Source organism: Streptomyces sp. NPDC007901 (genome assembly GCF_042959465.1).
Taxonomy (GTDB): domain Bacteria; phylum Actinomycetota; class Actinomycetes; order Streptomycetales; family Streptomycetaceae; genus Streptomyces.
Genome location: NZ_JBIBKW010000015.1, coordinates 79,104 through 103,881, shown reverse-complemented (window position 1 = coordinate 103,881; position 24,778 = coordinate 79,104). Strand labels below are relative to the sequence as shown.

The following is a 24,778-nucleotide window of genomic DNA, read 5'->3' as shown; positions in this document are numbered from 1 at the left end:
ATATCCATGGAATCCGGCCCGCCGTCGGAAATTCCCGCTCATTGCAATAGAGTCACGGAACGAGCGCCACTCGGCGGCGTTTCACGGGGATTAAGGCGGAGGTCGGACATGCGTATTCCGGCGCACTCGGTATGCACGGCGATCCGGGACGACATCGTCGCGGGTGTCTACGAGCGCGGCAGCCGGCTCACCGAGGAACTCCTGGCCCGCCGCTACGGCGTCTCGCGGGTCCCTGTCCGCGAGGCCCTGCGCACGCTGGAGGCCGAGGGCTTCGTGGTCACGCGCCGGCACGCGGGCGCGTGCGTCGCCGAACCGAGCGAGCAGGAGGCCGCCGACCTGCTGGAGATGCGCCTGTTGCTGGAGCCGCTGGGCGCCTCCCGGGCCGCCCAGCGCCGCACCGAGGCCCACCTCAAGGTGTTGCGCGGACTCGTCAGGCTGGGCCAGGAGCGGGCCCGCCGGGGCAGCAGCGAGGACCTGCGCTCGCTGGGCGGCTGGTTCCACGAGACGCTCGCCCAGGCCACCGGCAGCCATGCCCTGACCTCGACGCTCACCCAACTGCGGCACAAGATCGCCTGGATGTACGCCGTCGACGCGCCCGCCAACCCCGCCGAGTCGTGGGCCGAGCACGGCGCCATCGTGGACGCGGTCACCCGCGGCGACGGCGAGCGCGCGCGGGCGATCACCGCGCTGCACACCGAGCGCTCGACGGCCGCCCATCGGCTGCGTTTTTCCGGCGGCGCCGAACGGGCGAACGGTGTGAGGACTTCGCAACACCCCGTAAACATGTCGGGCCTGCGGCATTAACACGCGCGCCGTATACAAAGAGGTGTTATTCGGTGGAGGCGTATTTCCGCTGCCCGAATTCACGCGCTCCGGGAATTCCGGTGGCGCGTCGTCGGCGTGCCCGCCGAAATGACCGAGGGCAAGCTCCTGAATGAACAGGTGCGCAGCCGTCGTAAAGTCGCAGGCGGCTGTCATGAATTCCCGGCACATGCCGTCGGCGGGCCGATTCGGAAACGACGAGGCCGCGCCGCCCCCGCAGGGGTGGCGCGGCCTCGGCCGTGCGGGCGCCATGGCGCTCAGACGGTCTCGGGGAGCTCCTCGAGACCCTCGGCGACCAGCTTGGCCAGGCGGTCGAGGGCGGCGTCCGCGCCCTCGGCCTCGGAGGCGAGCACGATCTCCTCGCCGCCCTGGGCGCCCAGGCCAAGGACGGCCAGCATGGAGGCCGCGTTGACGGGGTTGCCCCCGGCCTTGGCGATCGTCACCGGGACGCCTGCGGCCGTGGCGGCTCGGACGAAGATGGAAGCGGGGCGGGCGTGGAGGCCCTCGGCCCAGCCGACGTTGACGCGGCGCTCAGCCATGTGATGCTGCCCTTCGGTTTTCAGGGTTGTCTAGACCAGTTTCCCATATCGTGAAGCATCCCCGGAGCGGGCGTGGGCCCCCTCCGGGTGTGTCGTCGGACCGCGGCCTCGGTCCGACTTCCGTCCTGCACAGACTGCCTCGCGCCGTTGTCGTACGCGAGCCGTACTCTGGGGCCCATGCAGACCCCGGCGGACCCGCAGGACCGGCACGAGTACCCGTCCCACTGGGAGGCGGACGTGGTACTGCGCGACGGCGGTACCGCGCGCATCCGGCCCATCACCGCCGACGACGCCGACCGGCTGGTCAGCTTCTACGAGCAGGTCTCGGACGAGTCGAAGTACTACCGCTTCTTCGCGCCGTATCCCAGGCTCTCCGCCAAGGACGTCCACCGCTTCACGCACCACGACTTTGTGGACAGGGTGGGACTCGCGGCCACCATCGGCGGCGAGTTCATCGCAACCGTACGCTATGACCGCATTGGCACCGACGGCATGCCCGCGTCGGCCCCCGCCGACGAGGCCGAGGTCGCCTTCCTCGTCCAGGACGCCCACCAGGGCCGCGGGGTCGCCTCCGCCCTCCTGGAGCACGTCGCCGCCGTCGCGCGCGAGCGCGGCATCCGCCGGTTCGCGGCCGAGGTGCTGCCCGCCAACTCCAAGATGATCAAGGTGTTCACGGACGCCGGCTACACCCAGCAGCGCAGCTTCGAGGACGGTGTCGTCCGCCTGGAGTTCGACCTGGAGCCCACGGACCGCTCCGTCGCCGTCCAGCGGGCGCGCGAGCAGCGAGCGGAGGCCCGTTCGGTACGACGGCTGCTGGCGCCCGGCTCCGTGGCGGTGATCGGCGTCGGCCGCGCGCCCGGCGGGGTCGGCCGCAGCATCCTCGGCAACCTCCGGGACGCCGGCTTCACCGGCCGCCTGCACGCCGTGAACCAGGCCTTCCCTCAGGACCTCAAGGAGGTCGACGGGGTGCCCGCGCACCGCTCCGTGCGGGACATCGACGGGCCGGTCGACCTCGCCGTGGTGGCCGTCCCCGCCGAGCACGTCCCCGGCGTCGTCACCGACTGCGGCGAACACGGCGTCCAGGGCCTGGTGGTGCTGGCCTCCGGATACGCGGAGAGCGGCCAGGACGGCCGCGCACGCCAGCGCGAGCTCGTCCGGCAGGCGCGCACGTACGGCATGCGGATCATCGGACCCAACGCCTTCGGGATCATCAACACCGCGGACGACGTCCGGCTGAACGCCTCCCTCGCGCCCGAGATGCCCCGCCCCGGCCGGATCGGCCTGTTCGCCCAGTCCGGCGCCATCGGCATCGCCCTGCTCTCCCGGCTGCACCGGCGCGGCGGGGGCGTCACCGGGACCACGGGCGTCTCCACCTTCGTCTCCTCCGGCAACCGCGCGGACGTCTCCGGCAACGACGTCATCCAGTACTGGTACGACGACCCCGACACCGACGTCGTCCTCATGTACCTGGAGTCCATCGGCAACCCGCGCAAGTTCACCCGCCTCGCGCGGCGGACGGCGGCGGCGAAGCCGCTGGTCGTGGTGCAGGGGGCCGGATCCGCTCCGCAGGGGCACGCGGTACGGGCGACCCGGCTGCCGCACGCCACGGTGTCCGCGCTGCTGAGGCAGGCCGGGGTGATCCGCGTCGACACGATCACGGAGCTGGTCGACGCGGGGCTGCTGCTCGCGCGGCAGCCGCTGCCGGCCGGGCCGCGGGTGGCGATCGTCGGGAACTCGGAGTCGCTGGGGCTGCTCACGTACGACCGGTGCCTGGCGGAGGGGCTGCGGCCCGCGCGGCCGCTCGATCTGACGACCGGGGCGACGGCGGCGGACTTCCACGGGGCGCTGGCCGGGGCGCTGGCGGACGAGTCGTGCGACGCGGTCGTCGTGACCGCCATTCCGACGATCGGGGAGGGGGCGGTCGGGGACGCGGAGCTGGCGGAGGCGCTGCGGTCGGCGGCCGAGGAGGTTCCGGGCAAGCCGATTCTCGTGGTGCACGTGGAGCTCGGGGGGCTCGCGGAGGCGTTGTCGGCCGCGGGCCGTACCGCACCGCAGGCCTCGGCTCCGCCCGAGCGGGGGGATCTCCCTCGCCCTGCGGAACGCCCGCCCACCGCGCAAACGGCAGCCGACAGGACACCGCCGCCCACCACTCTCCACCCCTGCTCCCGCCTCATCCCCGCCTACCCCGCCGCCGAACGCGCCGTACGCGCCCTGGCCGAGGCCGTGAAGTACGCGCAGTGGCGGCGGGAGGCCGCCGAGCCCGGAAAGGTGCCCGAGTACGACGACATCGACGAGAAGGGGACCGCCGAGCTGATCGGGGCGCTCCTGGAGCGCGGGGAAGGGCTCGCCCTCGGCGTCGAGGAGACCTGCGCGCTGCTCGGCAGGTACGGCATCGACGTGCACCGCGCCCTGCCCGCCCCCACCCCCGATGCCGCCGCCGGGGCCGCCCGCGACCTCGGCTACCCCGTCGCGCTCAAGGCCACCGCCCCGCACCTCCGCCACCGCGCGGACCTCGGCGGAGTGCGGCTCGACCTCGCGGACGAGGAGCAACTGCGCCGGGCGTACGCCGAGTTGACCGAGCTGTTCGGATCGCCGGAGGAGCTGCGCCCGGTGGTGCAGCGGATGGCGCCCCGGGGCGTCGACACCGTCGTACGGGCCGTGATCGACCCGGCCGCCGGGGCCGTACTGTCGTTCGGGCTCGCGGGGGCCGCGTCCCAGCTGCTGGGGGACATGGCGCACCGGCTGGTTCCGGTCACCGACCGGGACGCGACCTCGCTGGTGCGGTCGATCCGGACCGCCCCCCTGCTGTTCGGCTGGCGCGGCTCGACCCCGGTCGACACGCCCGCCCTGGAGGAGCTGCTGCTCAGGGTGTCCCGGCTGGTCGACGACCATCCCGAGGTGGTCGCGGTCACCCTGGAACCGGTCGTGGTCGCCCGGCACGGCCTCAGCGTCCTTGGCGCCACCGTCCGCCTCGCACCCCCGCCCGCGCGCGACGATCTCGGCCCGCGCACCCTTCCCGCGTACTGAGCGGAGCGAACGCCCGCCCCCGGCGACGGCGTTCGAAGCGGGCCTCCCGACTGGCCCGGGTCCCCTTGCCCACGGATTAAGATGGACGCCATGGCCAAGACCAGTACGACGACCCAGGGGCTGCGCGTCGCGATCGAGCGCAGCGGCTACTACCCGGCCCTCGTGGCCGAGGCGGTGGAGGCCGCCGTGGGCGGCGAGCCGATCCGGTCGTACCTGGTCCACCAGGAGACGACGTTCGACCAGAACGAGGTCCGGCGGCATGTGACCGTGCTCGTCCTCACCGGCAACCGCTTCATCGTCAGCCACACCGACGAGCAGGCCGCCGACGACACCTCCCCGACCCCGTACGCGACCACCTCCACGGAGTCGGTCAAGCTCGGCCGGATCTCGTCGGTCGTGCTCAGCCGAGTCGTGGCCAATCCGGAGCAGTACACGCCGGGCACCCTGCCCCGCGAGATCGTGCTGACCATCGGCTGGGGCGCGGTCTCCCGCATCGACCTGGAGCCGGCCGCCTGCGGCGACCCCAACTGCGAGGCCGACCACGGCTACACGGGCAACTCCACCGCCGACGACCTCAGCCTGCGCGTCAGCGAGGCGGGGGACGGCCCGGAGACGGTGCGCCAGGCGCTCGCCTTCGCCCAGGCCATCTCCGAGGCGACCGCGGACGTCACGCGCTGATGGCGTACGCCGCCTGGGACCACCCGGAACCGCTCGCCCTGGACTCCGCGCCGCTGCCCGAGTACGGCAGCGGCTCCCTCGCCGACCTGCTGCCCACCCTGGCCGCGGGCATGGCCGTCCCCGGAATGACCGCGTCGATCACGGAACTGACCGCGGCCGACCGCAACTGCGTGTTCCTGATCGACGGGCTGGGCTGGGAGCAGATCAAGGCCCACCCCGACGAGGCGCCCTTGCTGACCTCGCTGCTCGGCAGCTCGCGCGGCGGGACGGGGCGGCCGATCACCGCCGGTTACCCGGCGACCACCGCGACCTCCCTGGCCTCCGTCGGCACCGGCCTGCCGCCGGGCGCGCACGGCCTGCCCGGCTACACCGTCCGCAATCCGGCCACCCGCGAGCTGATGAACCAGCTCCGCTGGCAGCCCTGGACCGACCCGGCCGCCTGGCAGCCGTACCCCACCGTCTTCCAGCTCGCTCAGGACGCCGGGGTGCACGCCGCCCAGGTGTCCTCCCCGCACTTCCAGCACACCCCGCTGACCAAGGTCGCGCTCAGCGGCGGAACGTTTCACGGGCGGCTGACGGGCGAGGAGCGGATGGACCTCGCGGCGGAGCAGCTGGCCGCCGCCGACCGTTCCCTGGTGTACACGTACTACGCCGAGCTGGACGGCGCCGGGCACCGCTACGGCGTCGACTCCGACACCTGGCGTGGCCAGCTCATGCACGTCGACCGGCTCGTCCAGCGGCTCGCCGAGCAGCTCCCGCCGCGCAGCGCGCTGTACGTCACCGCCGACCACGGCATGGTCGACATCCCGTTCGACGAGCAGCACCGCATCGACTTCGACGAGGACTGGGAGCTGCGGGCCGGGGTCGCCCTGCTCGGCGGCGAGGGCCGGGCCCGGCACGTCTACGCGGTGCCGGGCGCCGAGGACGACGTGCTGACCTGCTGGCGCGAGGTGCTCGGTGAGCAGTTCTGGGTGGCCTCGCGGGACGAGGCGATCGCGGCCGGCTGGTTCGGCCCGCCGGACCGGTTCGACCGGCGGGTCCGCGAGCGGATCGGCGACGTGGTCGCGGCCGCGCACGACGACGTGCTGATCATCGCCTCCGAGCGGGAGCCCAAGGAGTCGGCCATGGTCGGCAACCACGGTTCGATGACCCCCGCCGAGCAGCTCGTCCCGCTGCTCGAAGTACGCTCCTGACACCCTCGTCCCTACGCCCCACCGAAACCGAAAGGTGCTCAACTTCCCATGCCCGAGCTGGTGTTCTTCTCCGGAACGATGGACTGCGGGAAGTCGACCCTGGCTCTGCAGATCGAGCACAACCGGTCGGCCCGCGGCCTGGTCGGCATGATCTTCAGCCGCGACGACCGCGCGGGCCACGGCAAGCTGTCCTCCCGGCTGGGCCTGGTCACGGACGCCGTCGAGGTCGAGGACGGGCAGGACCTGTACGCCTACCTGGTCGACCACCTCTCCCAGGGCGGCCGCGCGGACTACGTCATCGCCGACGAGGCGCAGTTCCTCGTGCCGGAGCAGATCGACCAGCTCGCGCGCGTGGTCGACGACCTGGGCCTGGACGTCTACGCGTTCGGCATCACCACCGACTTCCGCTCCAAGCTGTTCCCCGGCTCCCAGCGGCTGGTGGAGCTGGCCGACCGGGTCGAGGTGCTCCAGGTGGAGGCCTTGTGCTGGTGCGGCGCCCGCGCCACCCACAACGCCCGTACGGTCGACGGCGAGATGGTCGTCGAGGGCGCCCAGGTGGTCGTCGGAGACGTCAACGGCTCGGCCGGGAAGGTCGGTTACGAGGTGCTGTGCCGACGCCACCACCGCAAGCGGATGACGAGCGCGACGGCCCGGGCGGCGGCCCTCTCGCCCGACGTGCTGCCGGTCCCGTAACCCCGGCCGCCCGGGCGGCCGTTGGCGGCTGCGTCGCCAACCACCCCTCCGTTTCCTGGATTTAACCCAGGACACCTTGGCGATCAGGTCTCTACGCGCGTAACTTGAGCCGACTCCCCCCACACGACCGGTCCGAGCGCCGTCGGTCGGCGGCGCGTAGCAGCATCCGACGTCCGAGGAGACCGCCAGCGTGTCCAGACCCGCAGGGAGCAGATCCCGCATGCGCCGCGCCGCCTACCCGCTGATTTCCGTGAGCGCGGCGAGCGCCTTCGCGATCACCGCCCTCCCCGCCGCGTACGCCACCCCGTCCGCCACGGCGGTGATCGCCGAGGTGTACGGCGGCGGCGGCAACTCCGGCGCGACCCTGACCCGGGACTTCGTCGAGCTCGGCAACGCCGGGTCCGGCGCGTACGACCTGGCCGGCTACAGCGTGCAGTACCTGCCCGGTTCGCCGTCCTCGTCCTCGCAGTGGCAGGTGACCCAGCTCAGCGGCTCGATCGCCCCCGGCGGCCGCTTCCTGGTCGCCGAGTCGCAGGGCACCGGCGGCACCACGGCCCTGCCGACCGCGGACGCGACCGGGTCGATCGCGATGAGCGCGACCGCCGGCACCCTCGCCCTGGTCTCCGGCACCACCGCGCTGACCTGCAAGACGGCCGCCGACTGCGCGGCCGACAGCCGGATCGTCGACCTGGTCGGCTACGGCACCGCCGTCGTCCGCGAGGGCAGCGGCCCGGCCACCGGCGCCTCCAACACCGCCTCCGTGGCGCGGGCCGCCACCCTGGCCGACACCGACGACAACGCGGCGGACCTCACCGCCGGCACCCCCTCGCCGGTCAACTCGGCCGGTCAGACGCCCGGTTCGGGTGGCGGCGACGGCGGAGGCGACGACGACCCGACCCAGCCGGGCACCGTCCGCGTCCACGACATCCAGGGCACGACCCGGCTCTCCCCGCTCGCCGGGCAGACCGTCCCCAAGGTGCCGGGCATCGTCACCGGCGTCCGTACCTCCGGCTCGAAGGGCTTCTGGATCCAGGACCCGACGCCCGACGCCGACCCGCGCACCAGCGAGGGCGTCTTCGTGTACACCGGCTCGGCCGTCCCCACCGTGGCGGTCGGCGACTCGGTGCTGGTCAGCGGCAAGGTCAGCGAGTACTACCCGAGCAGCACCAGCCAGTCGGTCACCGAGATCGGCGGCCCGACCACGACCGTGCTCTCCAGCGGCAACGCCCTGCCCGCGGCCGTCACCCTGGACGCGGCCGCCGTACCGGACGCCTACATCCCGACCGCCGACGGCGCGAGCATCGAGTCGCTCGCGCTCCAGCCGGCCGTCTACGCCCAGGACTTCTACGAGTCCCTGGAGGGCATGCGGACCACGTTCTCCGACGCCCGCGTGGTCGGCGCCTCCGACGCGTACGGCGAGCTGTGGGTCACGGTCAAGCCCGACGAGAACCCGACCCCGCGCGGCGGCACCCTCTACTCCTCCTACGATCAGCCGGGCACCGGCCGCATCGAGGTGATGTCCCTCGACACCACCACCGCCTTCCCGGCGGCCAACGTCGGCGACGAGCTGTCCGGCGCCACCACCGGCCCGCTCGACTACTCCACCTACGGCGGCTACAACGTCCAGGCCACCCAGCTCGGCACCCTGGTCGCGGGCGGCCTCCAGCGCGAGGTGACCCGCCGCCAGAAGGGCGACGAGCTGGCGGTCGCCACGTACAACGTGGAGAACCTGGACGCGCTGGACGACCAGGAGAAGTTCGACCGGCTCGCCGAGGGCGTCGCGGTCAACCTCAACTCGCCCGACGTCGTGGCCCTGGAGGAGATCCAGGACGACAACGGCGCGACGGACGACGGCACCGTCACCGCCGAGGCGACCCTGAAGCGGTTCACCGACGCCATCCGCGCGGCCGGCGGCCCCCGCTACTCCTGGCGCTACATCTCGCCCCAGAACGACCAGGACGGCGGCGAGCCCGGCGGCAACATCCGCCAGGTCTTCCTCTTCAACCCCAAGCGGGTCTCCTTCACCGACCGGCCCGGCGGCGACGCGACCACGGGCACCAGCGTGGTCAAGACCCGCAAGGGCGCGCAGCTGACGTACTCCCCGGGCCGGATCGACCCGACCAGCGACGCCTGGGACAGCAGCCGCAAGCCGCTGGTGGGCGAGTTCGTCTTCCACGGCGAGACCGTCTTCGTCGTCGCGAACCACTTCACGTCCAAGGGTGGCGACCAGCCCCTGCACGGCCGCTACCAGCCGCCGGCCCGCAGCTCGGAGACCCAGCGCGCGGCCCAGGCCGCCGAGGTCAACACGTTCGTCAAGTCCCTGCTCGCGGCCGACAAGAACGCCAAGGCCGTGGTCCTCGGCGACCTGAACGACTACGAGTTCTCCCGGACGGTGACCACCCTCACCGACGGCGGCGTCCTCAAGCCGCTGATCACCACCCTGCCCGCCGACCAGCGCTACACCTACGTGTACGACGGCAACTCGCAGACCCTGGACCACATCCTGACGAGCCCGGCGGTGACCCACCTCGACTACGACGTGGTGCACATCAACGCCGAGTTCGCGGACCAGGCCAGCGACCACGACCCGCAGATCGTGCGGATCGACGTCAACAAGTGCGGCAAGCACTGACCGGTGCGAGTGAGGCGTGGGGCGGCGGCGCGGTCCGTACCGTCCCACGCCGGACCGGCCGCCGGTGAACCGGCCGGGGGCGCGGGCTCAGTGCGGGCTCTGGATCACCGAGAAGACCGCGCCCTCCGGGTCGGCCACCGTGGCCACCCGCCCGTGCGCGCTGTCCCGGGCCGGCTTCAGCACCCGGCCGCCCAGCGCGGTCACCCCGCGCAGCGTGGCGTCCACCTCGGCCACCTCGAAGTACGTCAGCCAGTGCGGCCCCCGGTCCCGGGGCAGCGAGAGGCCGACGCCGTGGATGCCGGCCACCGGGTGGCCCCCGACGTGCAGGGTGACGTAGTCGAAGCCGGCGGAGACCACCGGCTCCTCCTCGTAACCGAACACCGTCTCGTAGAACTTGGCGACGCTTCCGGTCTCGAAGGTGAGCAGTTCGTTCCAGGCGGGTGTGCCGGGGACGCCGGTGACGGCGGTGCCGAGGTGGGCCGAGGCCTGCCAGATGCCGAACACCGCTCCCGAGGGGTCGGAGCCGATGGCCATCCGCCCGGCCTCGGCCGCGTCCAGCGGGCCGACGCCCAGGGTGCCGCCGCACAGCCGTACCGTCTCGGCCGTCAGGTCCACGTCGTCCGAGGCGAAGTACGGCGTCCAGGCGATCGGCAGATGCAGGTCCGGCGGCAGCTGCCCGATCCCGGCGACCTCCCGGCCGTCGAGCAGGGCCCGCGCATAGGTGCCGAGCTGCTGGGGCCCGGGCTGGAACTCCCAGCCGAACAGCGCTCCGTAGAACTCCTCGGTCGTGGTCAAGCCGTGCACCATCAGACTCACCCAGCAGGGGGTGCCGGGCGCGCGCCGGGCGTGTGTGCCGCCGTTCGCGCCCGCCGATCCCCGTACCTCGGTCATCGTCACTCTCTCCTCGGCCCCTCGCGGTGGCCGTGTCGCTTCCGCTCCCCGGACCGGTCCTGCCGCAGCCCCGTGCACACCCCGTGCCGGTTCCCGCACCCTCCGTGGCGTCCGGTGTCCACGCCCGTGCGGGCGGCTTCGCCGCGAGGATGCCTGGTCTGCCGCTTCTCGCCCGTTTCCGGTCGATTGCCGTCGGGTGTCCATCGGCTGTACAGCATGTGCCCGATCCCGTACGCCCGGTGATCGAGGCTGTCCGGCCGAGCAGAGTAGTCGTACCTGGACGTTGCGGCCACCCCTGGCGTAAGGATGGGGCCATGGAAGCCATCATCACCGCAACCGAACTCGCCGACGACCTGACCGGGCCGAACCCGCCCGTACTGCTCGACGTCCGCTGGCAGCTGACCCCGCCCGGGGTGCCGGCCTTCGACGGCCGGGCCGCGTACGCGGCCGGGCATCTGCCGGGCGCCGTCTTTGTGGACCTGGACGGGGAACTGGCCTCGGCGCCCGGCGAGCGTGGCCGGCATCCGCTGCCCGACCTGGCCGTCTTCGGTGCGGCGATGCGCCGCGCGGGCGTCTCGGCGGGCCGGCCGGTCGTCGTCTACGACGGCGGGCAGGGCTGGGCGGCGGCCCGCGCCTGGTGGCTGCTGCGCTGGACGGGTCACCCGGATGTGCGGGTGCTCGACGGCGGGTTGCCGTCCTGGGAGGGCGCTCTTTCGACTGACCTGATCGAGCCGGTCCAGGGTGACTTCGAACCGGCGCCCGGCGCCGTGCCGTTGCTCGACGCGGACGGTGCGGCCGGGCTGGCTCGCTCGGGTGTGCTGTTCGACGCCCGCGCGGGGGAGCGGTACCGGGGTGACGTGGAACCGATCGACCGGGTCGGCGGCCACATCCCGGGTGCCGTGTCGGCGCCGACCACCGAGAACGTCGGCCCGGACGGGCGCTTCCTGCCCGCCGCCGAACTCCAGGGCCGCTTCAAGGGCCTGGGCGCCTCGGAGGGGGCCGAGGTGGGCGTCTACTGCGGCTCGGGCGTCTCCGGCGCCCACGAGGTGCTGGCGCTGGCCGTCGCGGGCATTCCGGCGGCGCTGTACGTCGGTTCGTGGTCGGAGTGGTCGTCCGATCCGTCCCGCCCGGTCGCGGTCGGTCCCGACCCGCAGTAGCTCACGACGAGGACGGGAGGCACGCGCACGTGCCTCCCGTCCTCGTACGGTCGTACGACCTGTTCCTACTCCTGCTTCTTGCGCCGCGTGCCGAAGACGATCTCGTCCCAGCTCGGCACGGCGGCCCGGCGGCCGGGGCGGACGCCGTCGGCCTCGGCCTGGCGGTCGGTGGCGCCGATCAGCCGGTCGCGGTGGCTGCCGACCGAACGGGGCATCAGGACGTCCGCGTAGGCGGAGCCGGCCGAGGCCGCCGGGGCGGGGGGCTCCTCCTCCGCCGGTTCCGTGACGGGCTCCTCCGGCTGGGGTTCCGCCGGGCGCTCCGGGACCACCATGTCGCCCCGGAAGCTCGGCACCGCCTCCAGCAGGCTGGTCAGCGAGTCGCGTTCGCCGGTCGTCTCCTCGACCGGCTCGGACGACTGCGCGGGCAGGCTCGGCCGTTCGCGCTCGCGGTCCCGGTCGCCGGAGCGGTCCAGCGGCCGGTCGCGCGGCAGTCGCGCGATCCGCGGTACGAACGGAAAGCTGGGCTCCGGTACGGCGAGGTCGTCGGACTCGCCGATCAGCGAGCGCGCCTCGTCGTCGACCGCCTGGACGAGCCGCCGGGGCGGGTCGTAGGTCCAGCTCGCCGAGTGCGGTTCGCTCGCGACCCGGTAGACGAGCAGGACCTCCCAGGTGCCGTCGTCGCGGCGCCAGGAGTCCCACTGGACGGTGTCCTTCTCGGCGCCGCGCAGCACCAGTCGCTCCTGCACGGCCTCGCCGAGCAGCGGACCGGAGTTCTCGCCGGGCCGGCGGACGGGTGTCTTGCGGGCTCGTTCGGCCATGAAGGCGCGCTCGGCCAGTACCGGACCCTCGAAGCGCCGCACCCGGTCGACGGGGATCCCGGCGAGCTGCGCGACCTCTTCCGCGCTGGCGCCCGCCCGTATCCGCGCCTGGATGTCTCGGGGCCGGAGATGACTCTCGACCTCGATCTCGATCTGCCCGAGCCGGGGCCGGTCGCCGCGCACGGCGGCACGGAGCCGTTCGTCGATCGGAAGGGTGTACTCCGTCGAGTCGGCAGCCTTGAGCACCAGCCGTGTGCCGTCATTGGAGACGGCCACGACACGCAGTTCGGGCATGGGGACCTCCCGGGTGGTGCCTGCCGACGTCACGTGCGTCGCTGCTTCCGCTAGTCGAGTGTGGCCTGCCCGGGTGCAGCCTGCCACAACCTTGCCGAGTTGCCCGGCGTGTCGGGCACAGGCCCGGGAACGCCGTTATGGCACGGTTACCAATTCGCAACGCTAAGTGACCAACTCCGTCACCCTGTGCAACTAGCCCCCTCCCGGCGGTCCTGCAAGGCTCCGGACGCCCTGGCGGGAGACCGGACCCAGGGCTCGAAACAGTACTCCATTCGGGCCACGTGCGTGGATTGGCGCGCCGCCCAACTTCTGGCAACAACCGCTCTTCGGCCGCTGGTTGCCCGCTTCGGGGGATCTTGCACGTGGCGTACTTCACGCAATCCACCGAAACGGAACTAATGGTTTTCGTCCGTACGTCCCCTCCCGGAACCGGTACGGGGGAGGAGGCGAAGGGAAGTTCGAAGGGGGCCGGCGGACGCCGGGAGCAATCGCCCCCGGCGCCGGGCGAGTTCACTGACCCAGTACCCGCCGCAGGTAGTCGTTCTGGAACAGCCGGTCCGGGTCGAGCCGGTCCCGCAGCGCCGTGAACTCGCCGAAGCGCGGGTAGACCTCGGCGAAGTACTCCGCGTCCCGGGTGTGCACCTTGCCCCAGTGCGGGCGCCCCTCGTGGGCGGTGAAGATGCGCTCGGCGGCGGTGAAGTACGCCTGGTAGGGCGTGCCCCGGAACATGTGCACGGCGACATAGGCGCTGTCCCGGGCGGAGGCGGTGGACAGGGCGATGTCGTCGGCCGGGGCGGTGCGGACCTCGACCGGGAAGTTCACCCTGAGACCTGAACGGTCGACCATCGCCTTCAGTTCCCGCAGCGTGTCCACCAGCGCCTCGCGCGGAACGGCGTACTCCATCTCCACGAAGCGCACCCGGCGCGGGGATGTGAAGACCTTGTACGGGATGTCCGTGTAACTCCGCGCGGACAGCGCCGTGCTGGAGATCCGGGCGATCGTCGGTACGACGGCGGGCGCCGCGCGGCCGAGCAACTGGGCCGCGTGGAAGGCGCCGTTGGAGAGGAACTCGTCCTCGAACCAGCCGGCCAGCTGACCCACCGGCTGCGCCGGCCCCGCGCTGCGGTTGTTGCGCTTGGTGTTGGTGTTGCCGGTGTGCGGGAACCAGTAGAACTCGAAGTGCTCGTTCTCGGTGTGGAGCTGGTCGAACTCGGCGAGCACCCGGTCCAGCGGCATCGGCTCCTCACGCGCGGCGAGCAGGAAGACCGGCTCCACCGCGAAGGTGATCGCGGTGACGATGCCCAGGGCGCCGAGGCCGACCCGGGCCGCCGCGAACACCGCGCGCTCTTCTTCGGTCCCCTTCTCCGAACAGGTGAGCACCGAGCCGTCGGCGGTGACCAGTTCGAGCGCCTTGATCTGGGCGGCGAGCGAGGCGGACTCACGGCCGGTGCCGTGGGTGCCGGTGCTGGTGGCGCCGGAGACCGTCTGCTCCATGATGTCGCCCATGTTGGTCAGCGACAGACCCTCGCGGGCCAGGGCCACATTGAGTCTCTTGAGCGGGGTACCCGACTCGACCGTGACGGTCATGGCCTGGCGGTCGATGTTGCGGATGCCGGTCAACAGTTGAGGGCGGATCGAGACACCGTCGGTGGCGGCGATGGCGGTGAAGGAGTGCCCGCTGCCGACCGCCTTCACCTTCAGGCCGTCCTCGGCTGCCTGCCGTACGGCCGCGGCGAGCTCGTCCACGGAGGCGGGCGTGACCTCCCGCGCGGGGCGGACGGTGACATTCCCTCCCCAGTTACGCCACGTGCCGCTCTTCCCGCTCGCTGTGCTGCCCAACGATGCCTCCCCGACCCGTGACCGGCCTGCTGAGCCGGCGGTACCCGAGGAAACCGACCGCGACCGCGACGGCCCCGGACACGGCCGGGACCCCGTACCCGGCACGGGCCCCGGCAGCGTCGATCACCCAGCCGGCGACCGAGGAGCCGAGCGCCACCCCGACCGCGAGGCCGGTACTCACCCAGGTCATGCCCTCGGTGAGTTTCGCGCGAGGTACGTGCTCTTCGATGAGGGACATCGTCGTGATCATCGTCGGCGCGATGGACAGACCCGCAACGAACAGCGCCACGGCCAGAAGCGGCAAGTTTCCGACCAGTAGGAGGGGGATCATACTCACGGCCATCGCGCATATGCCCAGCAGCCACCGGCGTTCCGGCTTCCCCGCGAACCGCAACAGGCCGAAGACCACCCCGGCCAGGCAGGAGCCCGCCGCGTACAGCGCCAGGACCACGCTGGAGGCGCCCTTGTGCCCGCGTTCGTCGGCGAAGGCGACGGTCACCACGTCGACCGCCCCGAAGATCGCCCCCGTGGCCACGAAGGTCGCCACCAGCACCTGGAGGCCGGGGGCGCGCAGCGCCGAACCGCCGCCGTGGTGCTCGCGCGGGTGCGGCTCCGGCTCGGTGGCCCGCTGGGCGGTCAGCCAGAAGACGCCGGCGGCGAGGAAGCAGGCGGCCAGCAGCGGGCCCGCCTCCGGGAACCAGGCCGTGGACAGGCCGATGGAGATGATCGGCCCGAAGATGAAGCACACCTCGTCGACGACGGACTCGAAGGAGTAGGCGATGTGCAGCTGCGGGGTGCCCCGGTAGAGGGCGGCCCAGCGGGCCCGGATCATCGCGCCCAGGCTCGGCACCGCGCCGATGCCGGCCGCGCACACGAACAGCACCCAGTCCGGCCCCCCGTAGCGGGCGGCGAACAGCAGTCCGGTCGCCGCCGCGAGCGCGAGCAGGGTCGCGGGGCGCAGGACGCGCCGCTGGCCGTGCTGGTCGACCAGCCGGGACACCTGCGGGCCCAGTGCGGCGGCGGAGAGCGCGATGGTGGCCGAGAGCGCGCCCGCGAGACCGTACCGCCCGCTGATCTGGGAGATCATCGTGACGACCCCGATGCCCATCATCGACAGCGGCATCCGGCCGACGAAGCCCGCGGCGGAGAAGCCCTTGGTGCCGGGTGCGGCGAACAGGGCGCGGTAGGGGCTGGGCACGGGGGTCTCCGACGGCTCGGTACTCGGTAAGGCGTGATTGCGGCTGATACAGCTTACGAGTAAGGGGACCCTCATGCACCCGCTGGGCACTGGGGATAAACCTCCCGAATCCGACTCTTCACGCTCCTGTTTCCGGGCTGTCAGCGCCGGGTGGCAGGATCGGCACATGTCAGACGCGCTCGATGCCACCCCCTACGACGCCCTGCTCCTGCTCTCCTTCGGCGGCCCGGAAGGCCCGGACGACGTGGTCCCGTTCCTGGAGAACGTGACGCGCGGGCGCGGTATCCCGAAGGAACGTCTCAAGGAAGTCGGGCAGCACTACTTCCTGTTCGGCGGGGTCAGCCCGATCAACGACCAGAACCGCGCCCTGCTGGACGCCCTGCGCAAGGACTTCGCCGAGCACGGCCTGGACCTGCCCGTCTACTGGGGCAACCGCAACTGGGCGCCGTATCTGACGGACACCCTGCGCGAGATGGTCGCCGACGGCCGCCGCCGCGTCCTGGTGCTCGCCACCAGTGCCTACGCCTCCTACTCGGGCTGCCGCCAGTACCGCGAGAACCTGGCGGACTCGCTGGCCGCGCTGGCGGCCGAGGGCCTCGACCTGCCGAAGGTCGACAAGCTGCGGCACTACTTCAACCACCCCGGCTTCCTCGAGCCGATGATCGACGGGGTGCTGGCGTCCCTCGCCGACCTCCCCGAGGACGTCCGCGCGGGCGCCCACATCGCCTTCACCACCCACTCCATCCCGACGGCGTCCGCCGACACCTCCGGCCCGGTCGAGACGCACGGCGAGGGCGGCGCGTACGTCGAGGAGCACCTGGACGTGGCCGAACTGATCGCCGAGGCGGTGCGCGAGCGCACCGGCGTCGACCACCCCTGGCGGCTCGTCTACCAGTCCCGCTCCGGCGCCCCGCACATCCCGTGGCTGGAGCCCGACATCTGCGACCACCTGGAGGAGCTGCACGGCGCCGGCGTCCCGGCCGTCGTCATGGCCCCCATCGGCTTCGTCTCCGACCACATGGAGGTCCTCTACGACCTCGACACGGAGGCCAGGGCCAAGGCCGAGGAGCTGGGGCTGCCGGTACGGCGGTCCGCGACCGTCGGGGACGACCCCAGGTTCGCCGCCGCCATCCGTGACCTGGTCCTGGAGCGGGCCGCCGCGGAGAGCGGTCGGGAGGTCACGCCGTGCGCCCTCGGCGCGCTCGGCGCGAGCCACGACCTCTGCCCGGTCGGCTGCTGCCCGGCCCGCGCCCCCCGCCCGGCCGCGGCCGGCGTCGACAGCCCCTACGCGTGAGGAGCCCCGTGACCGACGCCCCGTACACGGACCTGCTGGACCTCGCGCTGGAAGCGGCCGCCCGCGCGGGCGCGCTGCTGCGGGACGGCCGCCCCGCCGACCTCGCGGTCGCCCGGACCAAGTCCAGCCCGATCGACGTCGTGACCGAGATGGACATCGCGGCGGAGAAGCTGATCACCGACCTGATCTCCGGGCACCGCCCCGACGACGGCTTCCTCGGCGAGGAGGGTGCCTCGTCGGAGGGCACCAGCGGGATCCGCTGGGTGATCGACCCGCTCGACGGCACCGTCAACTACCTCTACGGGCTGCCGACCTGGGCGGTCTCCATCGCGGCCGAGCAGGACGGGGAGACCGTGGTCGGCGTCGTCGCGGCGCCGATGCGCGGCGAGACGTACCACGCGGTGCGCGGCCGCGGGGCCCGGGCGACGGGGGCGTGGGAGGGCGAGCGCGAGCTGCGCTGCCGGCCCGCCCCGCCGCTGGACCAGGCCCTGGTCTCCACGGGCTTCAACTACGTCACCGCGGTCCGCACCCACCAGGCCGAGGTCGCCGCCCGGCTGATCCCGCTGCTGCGCGACATCCGGCGCAGCGGCTCGGCGGCGGTCGACCTGTGCGACGTGGCCTGCGGCCGGCTGGACGGCTACTTCGAGCGCGGGCTCAACCCGTGGGACTGGGGAGCGGGGGACCTGATCGCCCGTGAGGCGGGCGCCCTGACCGGTGGCCGCCCCGGAGGGCCCCCGTCCCGCGATCTGACCGTCGCCGGTACACCGGGCGTCTTCGAGCCCCTCCAGGGCCTGCTGGAGGACTTCGGCGCCTGGCACGACTGAGGAACCGCCGCAACCGCCGCCGGGGACCGGCGTCCGGCAGGAATCGAACGCGGTCGCGGCGGGCAGGGGTCAGGTACGGGCAGGGCCCCGGCGCTGGATTCGCCGGGGCCCTGTTCGTGCGCTGTGGGCTGGATCAGACGCTGGTCGCGCCGACTTCCACACCGTGTTCGGCGGCGAGGCGGCGCAGGTCGTCGAGCTCGGCCTGTTCCACTTCGACGAGGAAGTCGTCGCCCTCGTCACGAGCCCGGGTGATGTCGGACTCGGTCGCCTTTATGCGCTGCAGAAGTCCCGTCGTGAATGCGTCCATGCTGCGCCCCCTCGTCCAGGGTCGTGGGTCGGTGGCACGGGGGTGTGCCGTTCGAAAGGGGCGATCACGTCTCTCGCGGGTGCCCAGCGCTGCCCTGCTGGGCGGCGACGGTGCCGGACACCCCCATCGTCCACTCTGCTGTAGCGGCGGTGTACGTACCGCATGGTGTTGCGGCACATGCAGAGCGTGATCGCGGGGTGTACATGCCGTCCTCCCCCCGCTCCCTTCCGTGGAAACCTCAACCGCAGGAGAAAATCTCGCATTCCCGCCCGGCGGCCTCCGATCCGGCCGTCCCCACCCCCGTCTTACTGCCGACTTATGGCCGAAAAGGGCAGGATGGAGGTCACACATCCCGTGGAGAACCCTGCCCGTGTGCGCCGGTGCGCGCTACGCGGGTGGACAGAGGAAGGACAAGCGACGTGCGCGTACTCGTCGTCGAGGACGAGCAACTGCTCGCCGATGCGGTGGCCACCGGACTGCGCCGGGAGGCCATGGCCGTCGACGTCGTGTACGACGGTGCGGCCGCCCTGGAGCGCATCGGCGTCAACGACTACGACGTGGTCGTCCTCGACCGTGACCTCCCCCTCGTGCACGGCGACGACGTCTGCCGCAAGATCGTCGAGCTGGGCATGCCCACGCGCGTCCTGATGCTGACCGCGTCCGGCGACGTCAGCGACCGCGTCGAGGGCCTGGAGATCGGCGCCGACGACTACCTCCCCAAGCCCTTCGCCTTCAGCGAGCTCATCGCGCGCGTGCGGGCCCTCGGCCGCCGTACCAGCGTGCCGCTGCCCCCCGTCCTGGAGCGCGCCGGCATCAAGCTCGACCCGAACCGCCGCGAGGTCTTCCGCGACGGCAAGGAGGTCCAGCTCGCGCCCAAGGAGTTCGCCGTCCTGGAGGTGCTGATGCGCAGCGAGGGCGCCGTGGTCTCCGCCGAGCAGCTCCTCGAGAAGGCGTGGGACGAGAACACGGACCCGTTCACCAACGTCGTGCGCGTGACCGTGATGACCCTGCGCCGCAAGCTCGGCGAGCCCCCTGTCATCGTCACCGTCCCCGGTTCGGGATACCGGATCTGATGACTGTGGCGACCACTCCCGCACCCCCGCAGGCACCCCCGAAGCCGACCTGGGACCCGAGGAGGCCGCAGCCGGTCTTCCCGTGGCTGCGCCCCACCATCCGCATACGGCTCACGTTGTTGTACGGCGGCATGTTCCTGATCGCCGGCATCCTGCTGCTGTCGATCATCTACCTGCTGGCCGCGCAGGCGATCAGCACCGGTAACCAGCCGTTCTTCAAGATCGTCAGCGGCTCCGACATCAAGGTCTCCAGCGACAAGTGCGCGGCGATCACCGGCATGCCCAACGTGCCGATCACGGACTTCAACTCCGCGATCGCCCAGTGCGTGGACCACCAGCGCCAGGCGGCCCTGGACAACCTGCTCAGCCGCTCGCTGCTGGCCCTCCTCGGCCTCGCCGTGATCGCCTTCGCGTTCGGCTACGCCATGGCCGGCCGGGTGCTCTCCCCGCTCGGCCGGATCACCCGCACCGCCCGCGCGGTGGCCGGCTCGGACCTGTCCCGCCGGATCGAGCTGGACGGTCCGGACGACGAGCTCAAGGAACTCGCGGACACCTTCGACGACATGCTGGAGCGGCTGCAGCGGGCCTTCACCGCCCAGCAGCGCTTCGTCGGCAACGCCTCCCACGAGCTGCGCACGCCGTTGGCGATCAACCGCACGCTCCTGGAGGTCCACCTCTCCGACCCGAACGCGCCGATGGAGCTGCAGCAGCTCGGCAAGACGCTGCTGGCCACCAACGAGCGCAGCGAGCAGCTCGTGGAGGGACTGCTGCTGCTCGCCCGCAGCGACAACCAGATCATCGAGCGCAAGCCGGTCGACCTGGCCGAGGTGGCCTCCCAGGCCGTCGACCAGGTGCACGCCGAGGCGGAGGCCAAGGGTGTGACCATCAGGGGCCAGCGGAAACCGGCGGTCGTCCAGGGCAACGGCGTGCTGCTGGAGCGGATCGCGCTCAACCTGCTGCAGAACGCGGTGCGCTACAACGTGCCCGAGGACGGGTGGGTCGAGGTCAGCACCGAGATCCAGCACGGCCAGGCGGTACTGTCCGTCGCGAACACCGGACCGGTGGTGCCGGCGTACGAGATCGACAACCTCTTCGAGCCCTTCAGACGGCTCCGTACCGAGCGCACGGGCAGCGACAAGGGCGTCGGCCTCGGCCTGTCCATCGTGCGGTCCGTGGCCCGGGCGCACGGCGGCCATATCGCGGCCCAGCCCCGTGAGGGCGGCGGGATCGTGATGCGGGTCACTCTGCCGGTCTGAGCCAGTTACAAGATCGGGACACACGCGGGGGATGTTCGCTTTGCGCGGAATTTTCGGGCGGCGTGGCGCGTACCCCCGTGTGTGATCGATCACATGGGCGGATTTCCGGCCATCTACGCTCCGTGATCATGGCTAGGGGAATAAAGCCGGGAAAATCCCTGTTTTCAGGGGTCTTGATCACGGGAAGTACAGGATGAGGCGCTTTTGAAGTGCCTCGACAGGACCGTGTACGGTCCCCATCGCCATTCAACCCGATCACTCTTGAGGGGTCCGGTTGGGTGTCGATTGAGTAACAGACCTTGATGTGAGGCAAAATCTCCGCCTCGGGTCGGGCACAAGTCCGGCCTCTCACGCGTTACGTGCGCTGGAGACACCGCAGACACCCAGAGGGGGAGAGCGACATGGCAACCGATTACGACACTCCACGCAAGACCGACGACGACGTCGACTCGGACAGTCTTGAAGAGCTGAAGGCCCGGCGGAACGACAAGTCCACGTCCGCCGTGGACGTCGACGAGTTCGAGGCGGCGGAGGGCCTGGAGCTGCCCGGCGCCGACCTCTCGAACGAGGAGCTGGCCGTCCGGGTGCTGCCCAAGCAGCAGGACGAGTTCACCTGCATGAGCTGCTTCCTGGTGCACCACCGCAGCCAGCTGGCCCGGGAGAAGAACGGTCAGCCGATCTGCCGCGACTGCGACTGAGGGCGGGTCGGGCATGACTGGCTCGACCCCACCTCGGAAGCGCCGTTTCCCCTCGCGGGGAGCGGACTCCGGGCCGTCCGACGGCCCGCGCGCGCGTGACGCCGAGCGAGGCTCGCCCGATCCGGGAGCCTCGCTCGAACCGGCTGCCGGCCGGGGTGACCTCCCGGTGCCGGCGGACCCGGCCGCGCCCGTCGCCAGGCGGCGGGTCGCGGTCATCCGTGACAAGGCCGTGGACTTGGCCCGGGAAGGCGCCCGTATGGGCGGCAGCCGGGCGAAAGCGGGGCTCGGCTACCTCGCTGACCGGATCATCGAGATCGCCCCGCGTGTCCCCGTACGTGACCTCGCGTCCCTGCGCCGCCAGTTCCCGGGTCTCGGGCCCGAGCAGCTCGCCGACAAACTGGTGGCGGGTGCCGCGGGCGCGACCTCGGCGGTCGGGGCCGGGGTCGGTGCGGCGGCGATGCTGCCGGTGCCGCCGGCCATGCCGACCGAGCTGGCCGCGGAGATCACCGGGGTCGCCGCGATCGAGCTGAAGCTGATCGCCGAGCTGCACGAGGTGTACGGCGTACGGCCGCCGGGGAACCTCAAGGCCCGCAGCACCGCGTACCTGGCCTCCTGGTCGGGGGAGCGCGGCATCGACGTGATGAAGCCGTCGACGATCAACAACGCCCTCGGCGGGCAGATGAAGCGCGAGCTCCGGCAGCAGATCATGAAGCGCATGGTGCGGGACCTGCCCAACCTGATGCCGTTCATGGTGGGCGCCGCGGTGGGGGCGGTCATGAACCGCCGGGACACCAAGAAGCTGGCGGCGCGGATCCGGACGGACCTGAGGAAGATCCAGGTGCCGTGGGACGAGCTCCCGGAGCTGCCGCCGCTCGAGAAGCCCGCCGAGCCCCTGCCGATCGCCGAACTCCCGGAGGACTTCGGCGCCTGACCGCCGCCGCGCCGGAAACCGGGCCGGGCGGCGGAGCGGAACGCCGGTCGGCGGTGCCTACGGCTGCGTGGTCGCGGTCTTCGCCGATTCGATGGCTGTCGCCAGCGCCTCCGGCTCACGCGTGGAGAGGTACAGGTAGGGCGTCGGGTCCTGCGGGTCCGTGACCTCCACGCGGAGGGCGGTGGGGATGTAGGAGCGCAGCAGCAGGAAGGCGCGGACGTCGGCCTTGTACGTGCGCCAGGCGCGCGCCTCCTCGGGGTCGAGGATGTGCGACTCGCCCAGGGCCGACACCGGGATCTTCGCCTCGCCCGCGATCAGCGAGTCGCCCACGACCCGGATGCGCGGGGAGCCGTACGAGCTGGCCACCACCGCTGCCGCCGCCGTGCCGCCGGCCAGGCCGCCGAGCATCGGCAGGGTGCCGAAGGGCAGCAGGATCAGGGCGAACGAGACGCCGACCAGGAAGCTGACGAACCACCACGACCGGGGGGCGGTGAGGCGTTCTTCGTACGGGGTGGCGGAGAGCTGCATGGGCCCAAGCTTGGCACGGTGTCCGGATTCACCGGACGCGCGGGTAAGGTCTGCGGCTGTGAGTGGTAGTTCCGCAGCTCTTCAGCCCCCCGCCTACGCCGAGAAACCGGTGCGGCATCCCGATGCTCCCGCGCCCGGTGAGTTCATCGGTGCCCACTACGAACACTGTTTCGGGTGTGGCCATGGGCAGTCGCACGGGCTGCATCTGGAGGTGCGGGCCGGCGAGGGAGTCTCCCTCACCGCCGAGTTCACCGTGCGCCCCGCCCACCAGGGCGCCCCGGGCCTTGCCCACGGCGGAGTCCTGGCCAGCGCCCTCGACGAGACGCTCGGCTCGCTGAACTGGCTGCTGCGGAAGATCGCCGTCACCGGACGGCTGGAGACCGACTTCGTGCGGCCGGTGCCCGTCGGCACCACGCTCCACCTGGAGGCCGAGGTCGTCGCCGTGGCCGGCCGGAAGATCTACTCGACCGCCACCGGACGCGTGGACGGCCCCGAGGGCCCGGTCGCGGTCCGGGCCGACGCCCTCTTCATCGAGGTCCCGGTCGAGCACTTCGTCGACAACGGTCGTCAGACGGAGATCCAGGCCGCCATGAGCGACCCGGACCAGGTCCGGCGCGCCCGCGCCTTCGAGGTGAACCCGTGAACCCCGCAAGCCGGACGCAGCCCGCAAGCCCGCCGCACCCCGAAAGCCCTCCGCATCCCGTGAGCCCCGCCCGTACCGTGAGCCCTCTCGGCGTCCTCATCCGCCGTGTCGACCCCGACGTACCGCTTCCGGCGTACGAGCACCCCGGTGACGCGGGAGCCGATCTGCGCACCACCGAGGCGTGCGAGCTGAAGCCCGGAGAGCGGGCCGTACTGCCCACGGGGGTGTCGATCGCCCTCCCGGACGGGTACGCGGCCTTCGTGCACCCTCGTTCGGGGCTCGCCGCCCGGTGCGGTGTGGCCCTCGTGAATGCCCCGGGGACGATTGATGCCGGGTACCGTGGAGAGATCAAGGTGATCGTGGTGAATCTCGACCCGCGCGAGGCCGTGCGGTTCGAGCGCTTCGACCGGATTGCCCAACTGGTCGTCCAGCAGGTCGAGAGGGTCCGCTTCCAGGAGGTCGCGGAGCTTCCCGATGCGGCGCGGGCCGAAGGGGGCTTCGGGTCCACCGGCGGGCACGCCGCGGTGGGCGACGCGAGCGGCACAAGCGGTCAGGCCGCCGAGGGCGGTCGGACGGGTGGGAATCGATACGCTTCGGTCGTATCCGACCGGGAAGGACAGTGACGTGTTCGGACGTCGCAACAAGAAGGGTGCCGCCGAGGACGCGGCCGGCGAGGCCGAGCAGGTCGTCGACAGCGTCGACACCGAGGCGGACGAGGAAGAGGGCGAGCGCGAGCGCGTACGCCTGGAGCCGGAGCCCCGGCCCGACGGGCCGTGGGACGCCACCGAGGTGCGCGAGCCCGGCGAGGGCCGGGTGGACCTCGGCGGTCTGTTCGTGCCCGGCGTGGACGGCATGGAGCTCCGGGTCGAGGTCGCGGGCGACGCGATCGTCGCGGCGACCGTCGTGCTGCGCGACAGCGCGGTCCAGCTCCAGGCCTTCGCCGCGCCCAAGCGCGAGGGCATCTGGGGCGAGGTGCGCGAGGAGATCGGCTCCGGCATCACCCAGCAGGGCGGCATCGTCGACGAGGTCGAGGGTCCGCTGGGCTGGGAGCTGCGCGCCCAGGTGCCAGTGCAACTGCCGGACGGCACCGGCGGCTTCCAGGTCGTCAGGTTCGTGGGTGTGGACGGCCCGCGCTGGTTCCTGCGCGGGGTGATCTCCGGGCAGGGCGCGGTGCAGCCGCAGGCCGCCGGGCTGCTGGAGCAGATCTTCCGGGACACCGTCGTGGTCCGCGGTGAGGGCCCGATGGCACCCCGCGACCCGATTGTCCTGAAGCTGCCGAACGACGCCCAGATGGTGCCCGAGGGCGTTCAGCAGGAGGAGTCCTCGCGCTTCTCCGGTGGCATGGGTCAGCTCCAGCGCGGACCGGAGATCACCGAGGTCCGGTAGCGGGAGCGGGAAGCGACAAGGGCCGTACCCCCTGTGGGGTGCGGCCCTTTCACATGC

The 24,778-nt window shown here is 72.1% G+C and carries 23 protein-coding genes; 16 read left to right on the top strand and 7 right to left on the bottom strand.

The genetic code is table 11. From position 1 onward, the window contains the following. The first annotated feature begins 108 nt into the window (after window positions 1-108). Window positions 109-804: an FCD domain-containing protein gene (locus ACFZDK_RS38020; protein ID WP_390979320.1), complete on the top strand. Its 696-nt coding sequence runs from the start codon at window positions 109-111 to the stop codon at window positions 802-804. Between the two features lie 275 nt (window positions 805-1,079). On the opposite strand, the gene ACFZDK_RS38015 is transcribed toward ACFZDK_RS38020, so the two are convergent. Then, on the bottom strand, window positions 1,080-1,361 hold the full coding sequence (locus ACFZDK_RS38015; RefSeq protein WP_073492738.1) for an HPr family phosphocarrier protein: 282 nt from the start codon (window positions 1,359-1,361) through the stop codon (window positions 1,080-1,082). Window positions 1,362-1,538: 177 nt separating this feature from the next. On the opposite strand from ACFZDK_RS38015, the gene ACFZDK_RS38010 reads away from it, so the two are divergent. The 5 genes from ACFZDK_RS38010 (at window position 1,539) to ACFZDK_RS37990 (ending at window position 9,584) form a co-directional block, all read left to right on the top strand. Beyond that, on the top strand, window positions 1,539-4,388 hold the full coding sequence (locus ACFZDK_RS38010; RefSeq protein WP_390979317.1) for a GNAT family N-acetyltransferase: 2,850 nt from the start codon (window positions 1,539-1,541) through the stop codon (window positions 4,386-4,388). 90 nt (window positions 4,389-4,478) lie between these two features. Next, complete coding sequence (locus ACFZDK_RS38005) at window positions 4,479-5,066, top strand: DUF5998 family protein (protein ID WP_390979315.1); 588 nt, start codon at window positions 4,479-4,481, stop codon at window positions 5,064-5,066. After that, window positions 5,066-6,259 carry an alkaline phosphatase family protein gene (locus ACFZDK_RS38000; protein ID WP_390979313.1) on the top strand — a complete coding sequence of 398 codons (1,194 nt, stop codon included), beginning with the start codon at window positions 5,066-5,068 and terminating at the stop codon, window positions 6,257-6,259. Before ACFZDK_RS38005 ends, ACFZDK_RS38000 begins: the two co-directional genes overlap by 1 nt. 48 nt (window positions 6,260-6,307) lie before the next feature. Beyond that, window positions 6,308-6,952 carry a thymidine kinase gene (locus tag ACFZDK_RS37995; protein ID WP_390979311.1) on the top strand — a complete coding sequence of 215 codons (645 nt, stop codon included), beginning with the start codon at window positions 6,308-6,310 and terminating at the stop codon, window positions 6,950-6,952. Window positions 6,953-7,172: 220 nt separating this feature from the next. After that, a complete protein-coding gene (locus tag ACFZDK_RS37990; protein ID WP_390979309.1) occupies window positions 7,173-9,584 on the top strand; it encodes an endonuclease/exonuclease/phosphatase family protein in 2,412 nt (803 codons plus the stop codon). 87 nt (window positions 9,585-9,671) lie between these two features. Here ACFZDK_RS37990 and ACFZDK_RS37985 read toward each other — a convergent pair whose 3' ends face one another. Beyond that, window positions 9,672-10,475, bottom strand: a complete 804-nt coding sequence (locus tag ACFZDK_RS37985) for a VOC family protein (RefSeq protein ID WP_390979307.1) — start codon at window positions 10,473-10,475, stop codon at window positions 9,672-9,674. A gap of 314 nt (window positions 10,476-10,789) precedes the next feature. On the opposite strand from ACFZDK_RS37985, the gene ACFZDK_RS37980 reads away from it, so the two are divergent. Then, entirely contained in the window at window positions 10,790-11,632 is an 843-nt protein-coding gene (locus tag ACFZDK_RS37980; RefSeq protein ID WP_390979305.1) for a rhodanese-like domain-containing protein, read from the top strand. Window positions 11,633-11,697: 65 nt separating this feature from the next. Here the strand turns inward: ACFZDK_RS37980 and sepH are convergent, their stop codons facing one another. The 3 genes from sepH to ACFZDK_RS37965 all read right to left on the bottom strand — a co-directional run bounded on the left by sepH (window position 11,698) and on the right by ACFZDK_RS37965 (window position 15,781). Continuing rightward, window positions 11,698-12,744, bottom strand: coding sequence for a septation protein SepH (gene sepH, locus ACFZDK_RS37975; protein WP_390979303.1), 1,047 nt, complete (start codon window positions 12,742-12,744; stop codon window positions 11,698-11,700). A 510-nt stretch (window positions 12,745-13,254) separates the two neighbouring features. After that, window positions 13,255-14,583, bottom strand: a complete 1,329-nt coding sequence (locus tag ACFZDK_RS37970; RefSeq protein ID WP_390979301.1) for a D-arabinono-1,4-lactone oxidase — start codon at window positions 14,581-14,583, stop codon at window positions 13,255-13,257. After that, a complete protein-coding gene (locus ACFZDK_RS37965; protein WP_390979299.1) occupies window positions 14,543-15,781 on the bottom strand; it encodes an MFS transporter in 1,239 nt (412 codons plus the stop codon). Before ACFZDK_RS37965 ends, ACFZDK_RS37970 begins: the two co-directional genes overlap by 41 nt. Before the next feature lie 166 nt (window positions 15,782-15,947). On the opposite strand from ACFZDK_RS37965, the gene ACFZDK_RS37960 reads away from it, so the two are divergent. Both ACFZDK_RS37960 and ACFZDK_RS37955 read left to right on the top strand, forming a co-directional pair. Continuing rightward, complete coding sequence (locus ACFZDK_RS37960; protein WP_390979297.1) at window positions 15,948-17,075, top strand: ferrochelatase; 1,128 nt, start codon at window positions 15,948-15,950, stop codon at window positions 17,073-17,075. An 8-nt stretch (window positions 17,076-17,083) separates the two neighbouring features. Next, window positions 17,084-17,899, top strand: a complete 816-nt coding sequence (locus ACFZDK_RS37955) for an inositol monophosphatase family protein (protein WP_390979295.1) — start codon at window positions 17,084-17,086, stop codon at window positions 17,897-17,899. Window positions 17,900-18,032: 133 nt separating this feature from the next. Here ACFZDK_RS37955 and ACFZDK_RS37950 read toward each other — a convergent pair whose 3' ends face one another. After that, window positions 18,033-18,206, bottom strand: coding sequence for a hypothetical protein (locus tag ACFZDK_RS37950; protein ID WP_165939545.1), 174 nt, complete (start codon window positions 18,204-18,206; stop codon window positions 18,033-18,035). 419 nt (window positions 18,207-18,625) lie between these two features. Here ACFZDK_RS37950 and ACFZDK_RS37945 point away from each other — a divergent pair, with 419 nt between their 5' ends. The 4 genes from ACFZDK_RS37945 to ACFZDK_RS37930 all read left to right on the top strand — a co-directional run bounded on the left by ACFZDK_RS37945 (window position 18,626) and on the right by ACFZDK_RS37930 (window position 22,164). Further along, complete coding sequence (locus ACFZDK_RS37945) at window positions 18,626-19,279, top strand: response regulator transcription factor (RefSeq protein WP_003993508.1); 654 nt, start codon at window positions 18,626-18,628, stop codon at window positions 19,277-19,279. Window positions 19,280-19,284: 5 nt separating this feature from the next. Continuing rightward, window positions 19,285-20,535 (top strand): ATP-binding protein, encoded by a 1,251-nt coding sequence (locus tag ACFZDK_RS37940; protein ID WP_390979522.1) that lies wholly within the window; start codon window positions 19,285-19,287, stop codon window positions 20,533-20,535. Window positions 20,536-20,936: 401 nt separating this feature from the next. Then, window positions 20,937-21,233 (top strand): DUF4193 domain-containing protein, encoded by a 297-nt coding sequence (locus ACFZDK_RS37935; RefSeq protein ID WP_005481602.1) that lies wholly within the window; start codon window positions 20,937-20,939, stop codon window positions 21,231-21,233. Between the two features lie 13 nt (window positions 21,234-21,246). Then, on the top strand, window positions 21,247-22,164 hold the full coding sequence (locus tag ACFZDK_RS37930) for a hypothetical protein (RefSeq protein WP_390979292.1): 918 nt from the start codon (window positions 21,247-21,249) through the stop codon (window positions 22,162-22,164). Window positions 22,165-22,221: 57 nt separating this feature from the next. On the opposite strand, the gene ACFZDK_RS37925 is transcribed toward ACFZDK_RS37930, so the two are convergent. Continuing rightward, window positions 22,222-22,692: a DUF3093 family protein gene (locus tag ACFZDK_RS37925; RefSeq protein ID WP_390979290.1), complete on the bottom strand. Its 471-nt coding sequence runs from the start codon at window positions 22,690-22,692 to the stop codon at window positions 22,222-22,224. A gap of 58 nt (window positions 22,693-22,750) precedes the next feature. Here ACFZDK_RS37925 and ACFZDK_RS37920 point away from each other — a divergent pair, with 58 nt between their 5' ends. The 3 genes from ACFZDK_RS37920 (at window position 22,751) to ACFZDK_RS37910 (ending at window position 24,721) form a co-directional block, all read left to right on the top strand. Continuing rightward, on the top strand, window positions 22,751-23,335 hold the full coding sequence (locus ACFZDK_RS37920; protein WP_390979288.1) for a hotdog domain-containing protein: 585 nt from the start codon (window positions 22,751-22,753) through the stop codon (window positions 23,333-23,335). Between the two features lie 77 nt (window positions 23,336-23,412). Further along, window positions 23,413-23,958, top strand: coding sequence for a dUTP diphosphatase (gene dut, locus ACFZDK_RS37915; protein WP_390979286.1), 546 nt, complete (start codon window positions 23,413-23,415; stop codon window positions 23,956-23,958). Between the two features lies 1 nt (window position 23,959). Then, complete coding sequence (locus ACFZDK_RS37910; RefSeq protein ID WP_390979284.1) at window positions 23,960-24,721, top strand: DUF3710 domain-containing protein; 762 nt, start codon at window positions 23,960-23,962, stop codon at window positions 24,719-24,721. Window positions 24,722-24,778 lie beyond the last annotated feature (57 nt).

Excerpts from the sequence above, each read along its gene's own strand:
- ACFZDK_RS37960 (WP_390979297.1), top strand. The coding sequence starts at position 15,948 with ATGTCAGACGCGCTCGATGCCACCCCCTACGACGCCCTGCTCCTGCTC.
- ACFZDK_RS38000 (WP_390979313.1), top strand. The coding sequence starts at position 5,066 with ATGGCGTACGCCGCCTGGGACCACCCGGAACCGCTCGCCCTGGACTCC.
- ACFZDK_RS38020 (WP_390979320.1), top strand. The coding sequence starts at position 109 with ATGCGTATTCCGGCGCACTCGGTATGCACGGCGATCCGGGACGACATC.
- ACFZDK_RS37995 (WP_390979311.1), top strand. The coding sequence starts at position 6,308 with ATGCCCGAGCTGGTGTTCTTCTCCGGAACGATGGACTGCGGGAAGTCG.
- ACFZDK_RS37935 (WP_005481602.1), top strand. The coding sequence starts at position 20,937 with ATGGCAACCGATTACGACACTCCACGCAAGACCGACGACGACGTCGAC.
- ACFZDK_RS38005 (WP_390979315.1), top strand. The coding sequence starts at position 4,479 with ATGGCCAAGACCAGTACGACGACCCAGGGGCTGCGCGTCGCGATCGAG.
- ACFZDK_RS37925 (WP_390979290.1), bottom strand. The coding sequence starts at position 22,692 with ATGCAGCTCTCCGCCACCCCGTACGAAGAACGCCTCACCGCCCCCCGG.
- ACFZDK_RS37985 (WP_390979307.1), bottom strand. The coding sequence starts at position 10,475 with ATGACCGAGGTACGGGGATCGGCGGGCGCGAACGGCGGCACACACGCC.
- sepH (WP_390979303.1), bottom strand. The coding sequence starts at position 12,744 with ATGCCCGAACTGCGTGTCGTGGCCGTCTCCAATGACGGCACACGGCTG.
- ACFZDK_RS38015 (WP_073492738.1), bottom strand. The coding sequence starts at position 1,361 with ATGGCTGAGCGCCGCGTCAACGTCGGCTGGGCCGAGGGCCTCCACGCC.
- ACFZDK_RS37990 (WP_390979309.1), top strand. The coding sequence starts at position 7,173 with ATGCGCCGCGCCGCCTACCCGCTGATTTCCGTGAGCGCGGCGAGCGCC.
- ACFZDK_RS38010 (WP_390979317.1), top strand. The coding sequence starts at position 1,539 with ATGCAGACCCCGGCGGACCCGCAGGACCGGCACGAGTACCCGTCCCAC.
- ACFZDK_RS37980 (WP_390979305.1), top strand. The coding sequence starts at position 10,790 with ATGGAAGCCATCATCACCGCAACCGAACTCGCCGACGACCTGACCGGG.
- ACFZDK_RS37950 (WP_165939545.1), bottom strand. The coding sequence starts at position 18,206 with ATGGACGCATTCACGACGGGACTTCTGCAGCGCATAAAGGCGACCGAG.
- ACFZDK_RS37930 (WP_390979292.1), top strand. The coding sequence starts at position 21,247 with ATGACTGGCTCGACCCCACCTCGGAAGCGCCGTTTCCCCTCGCGGGGA.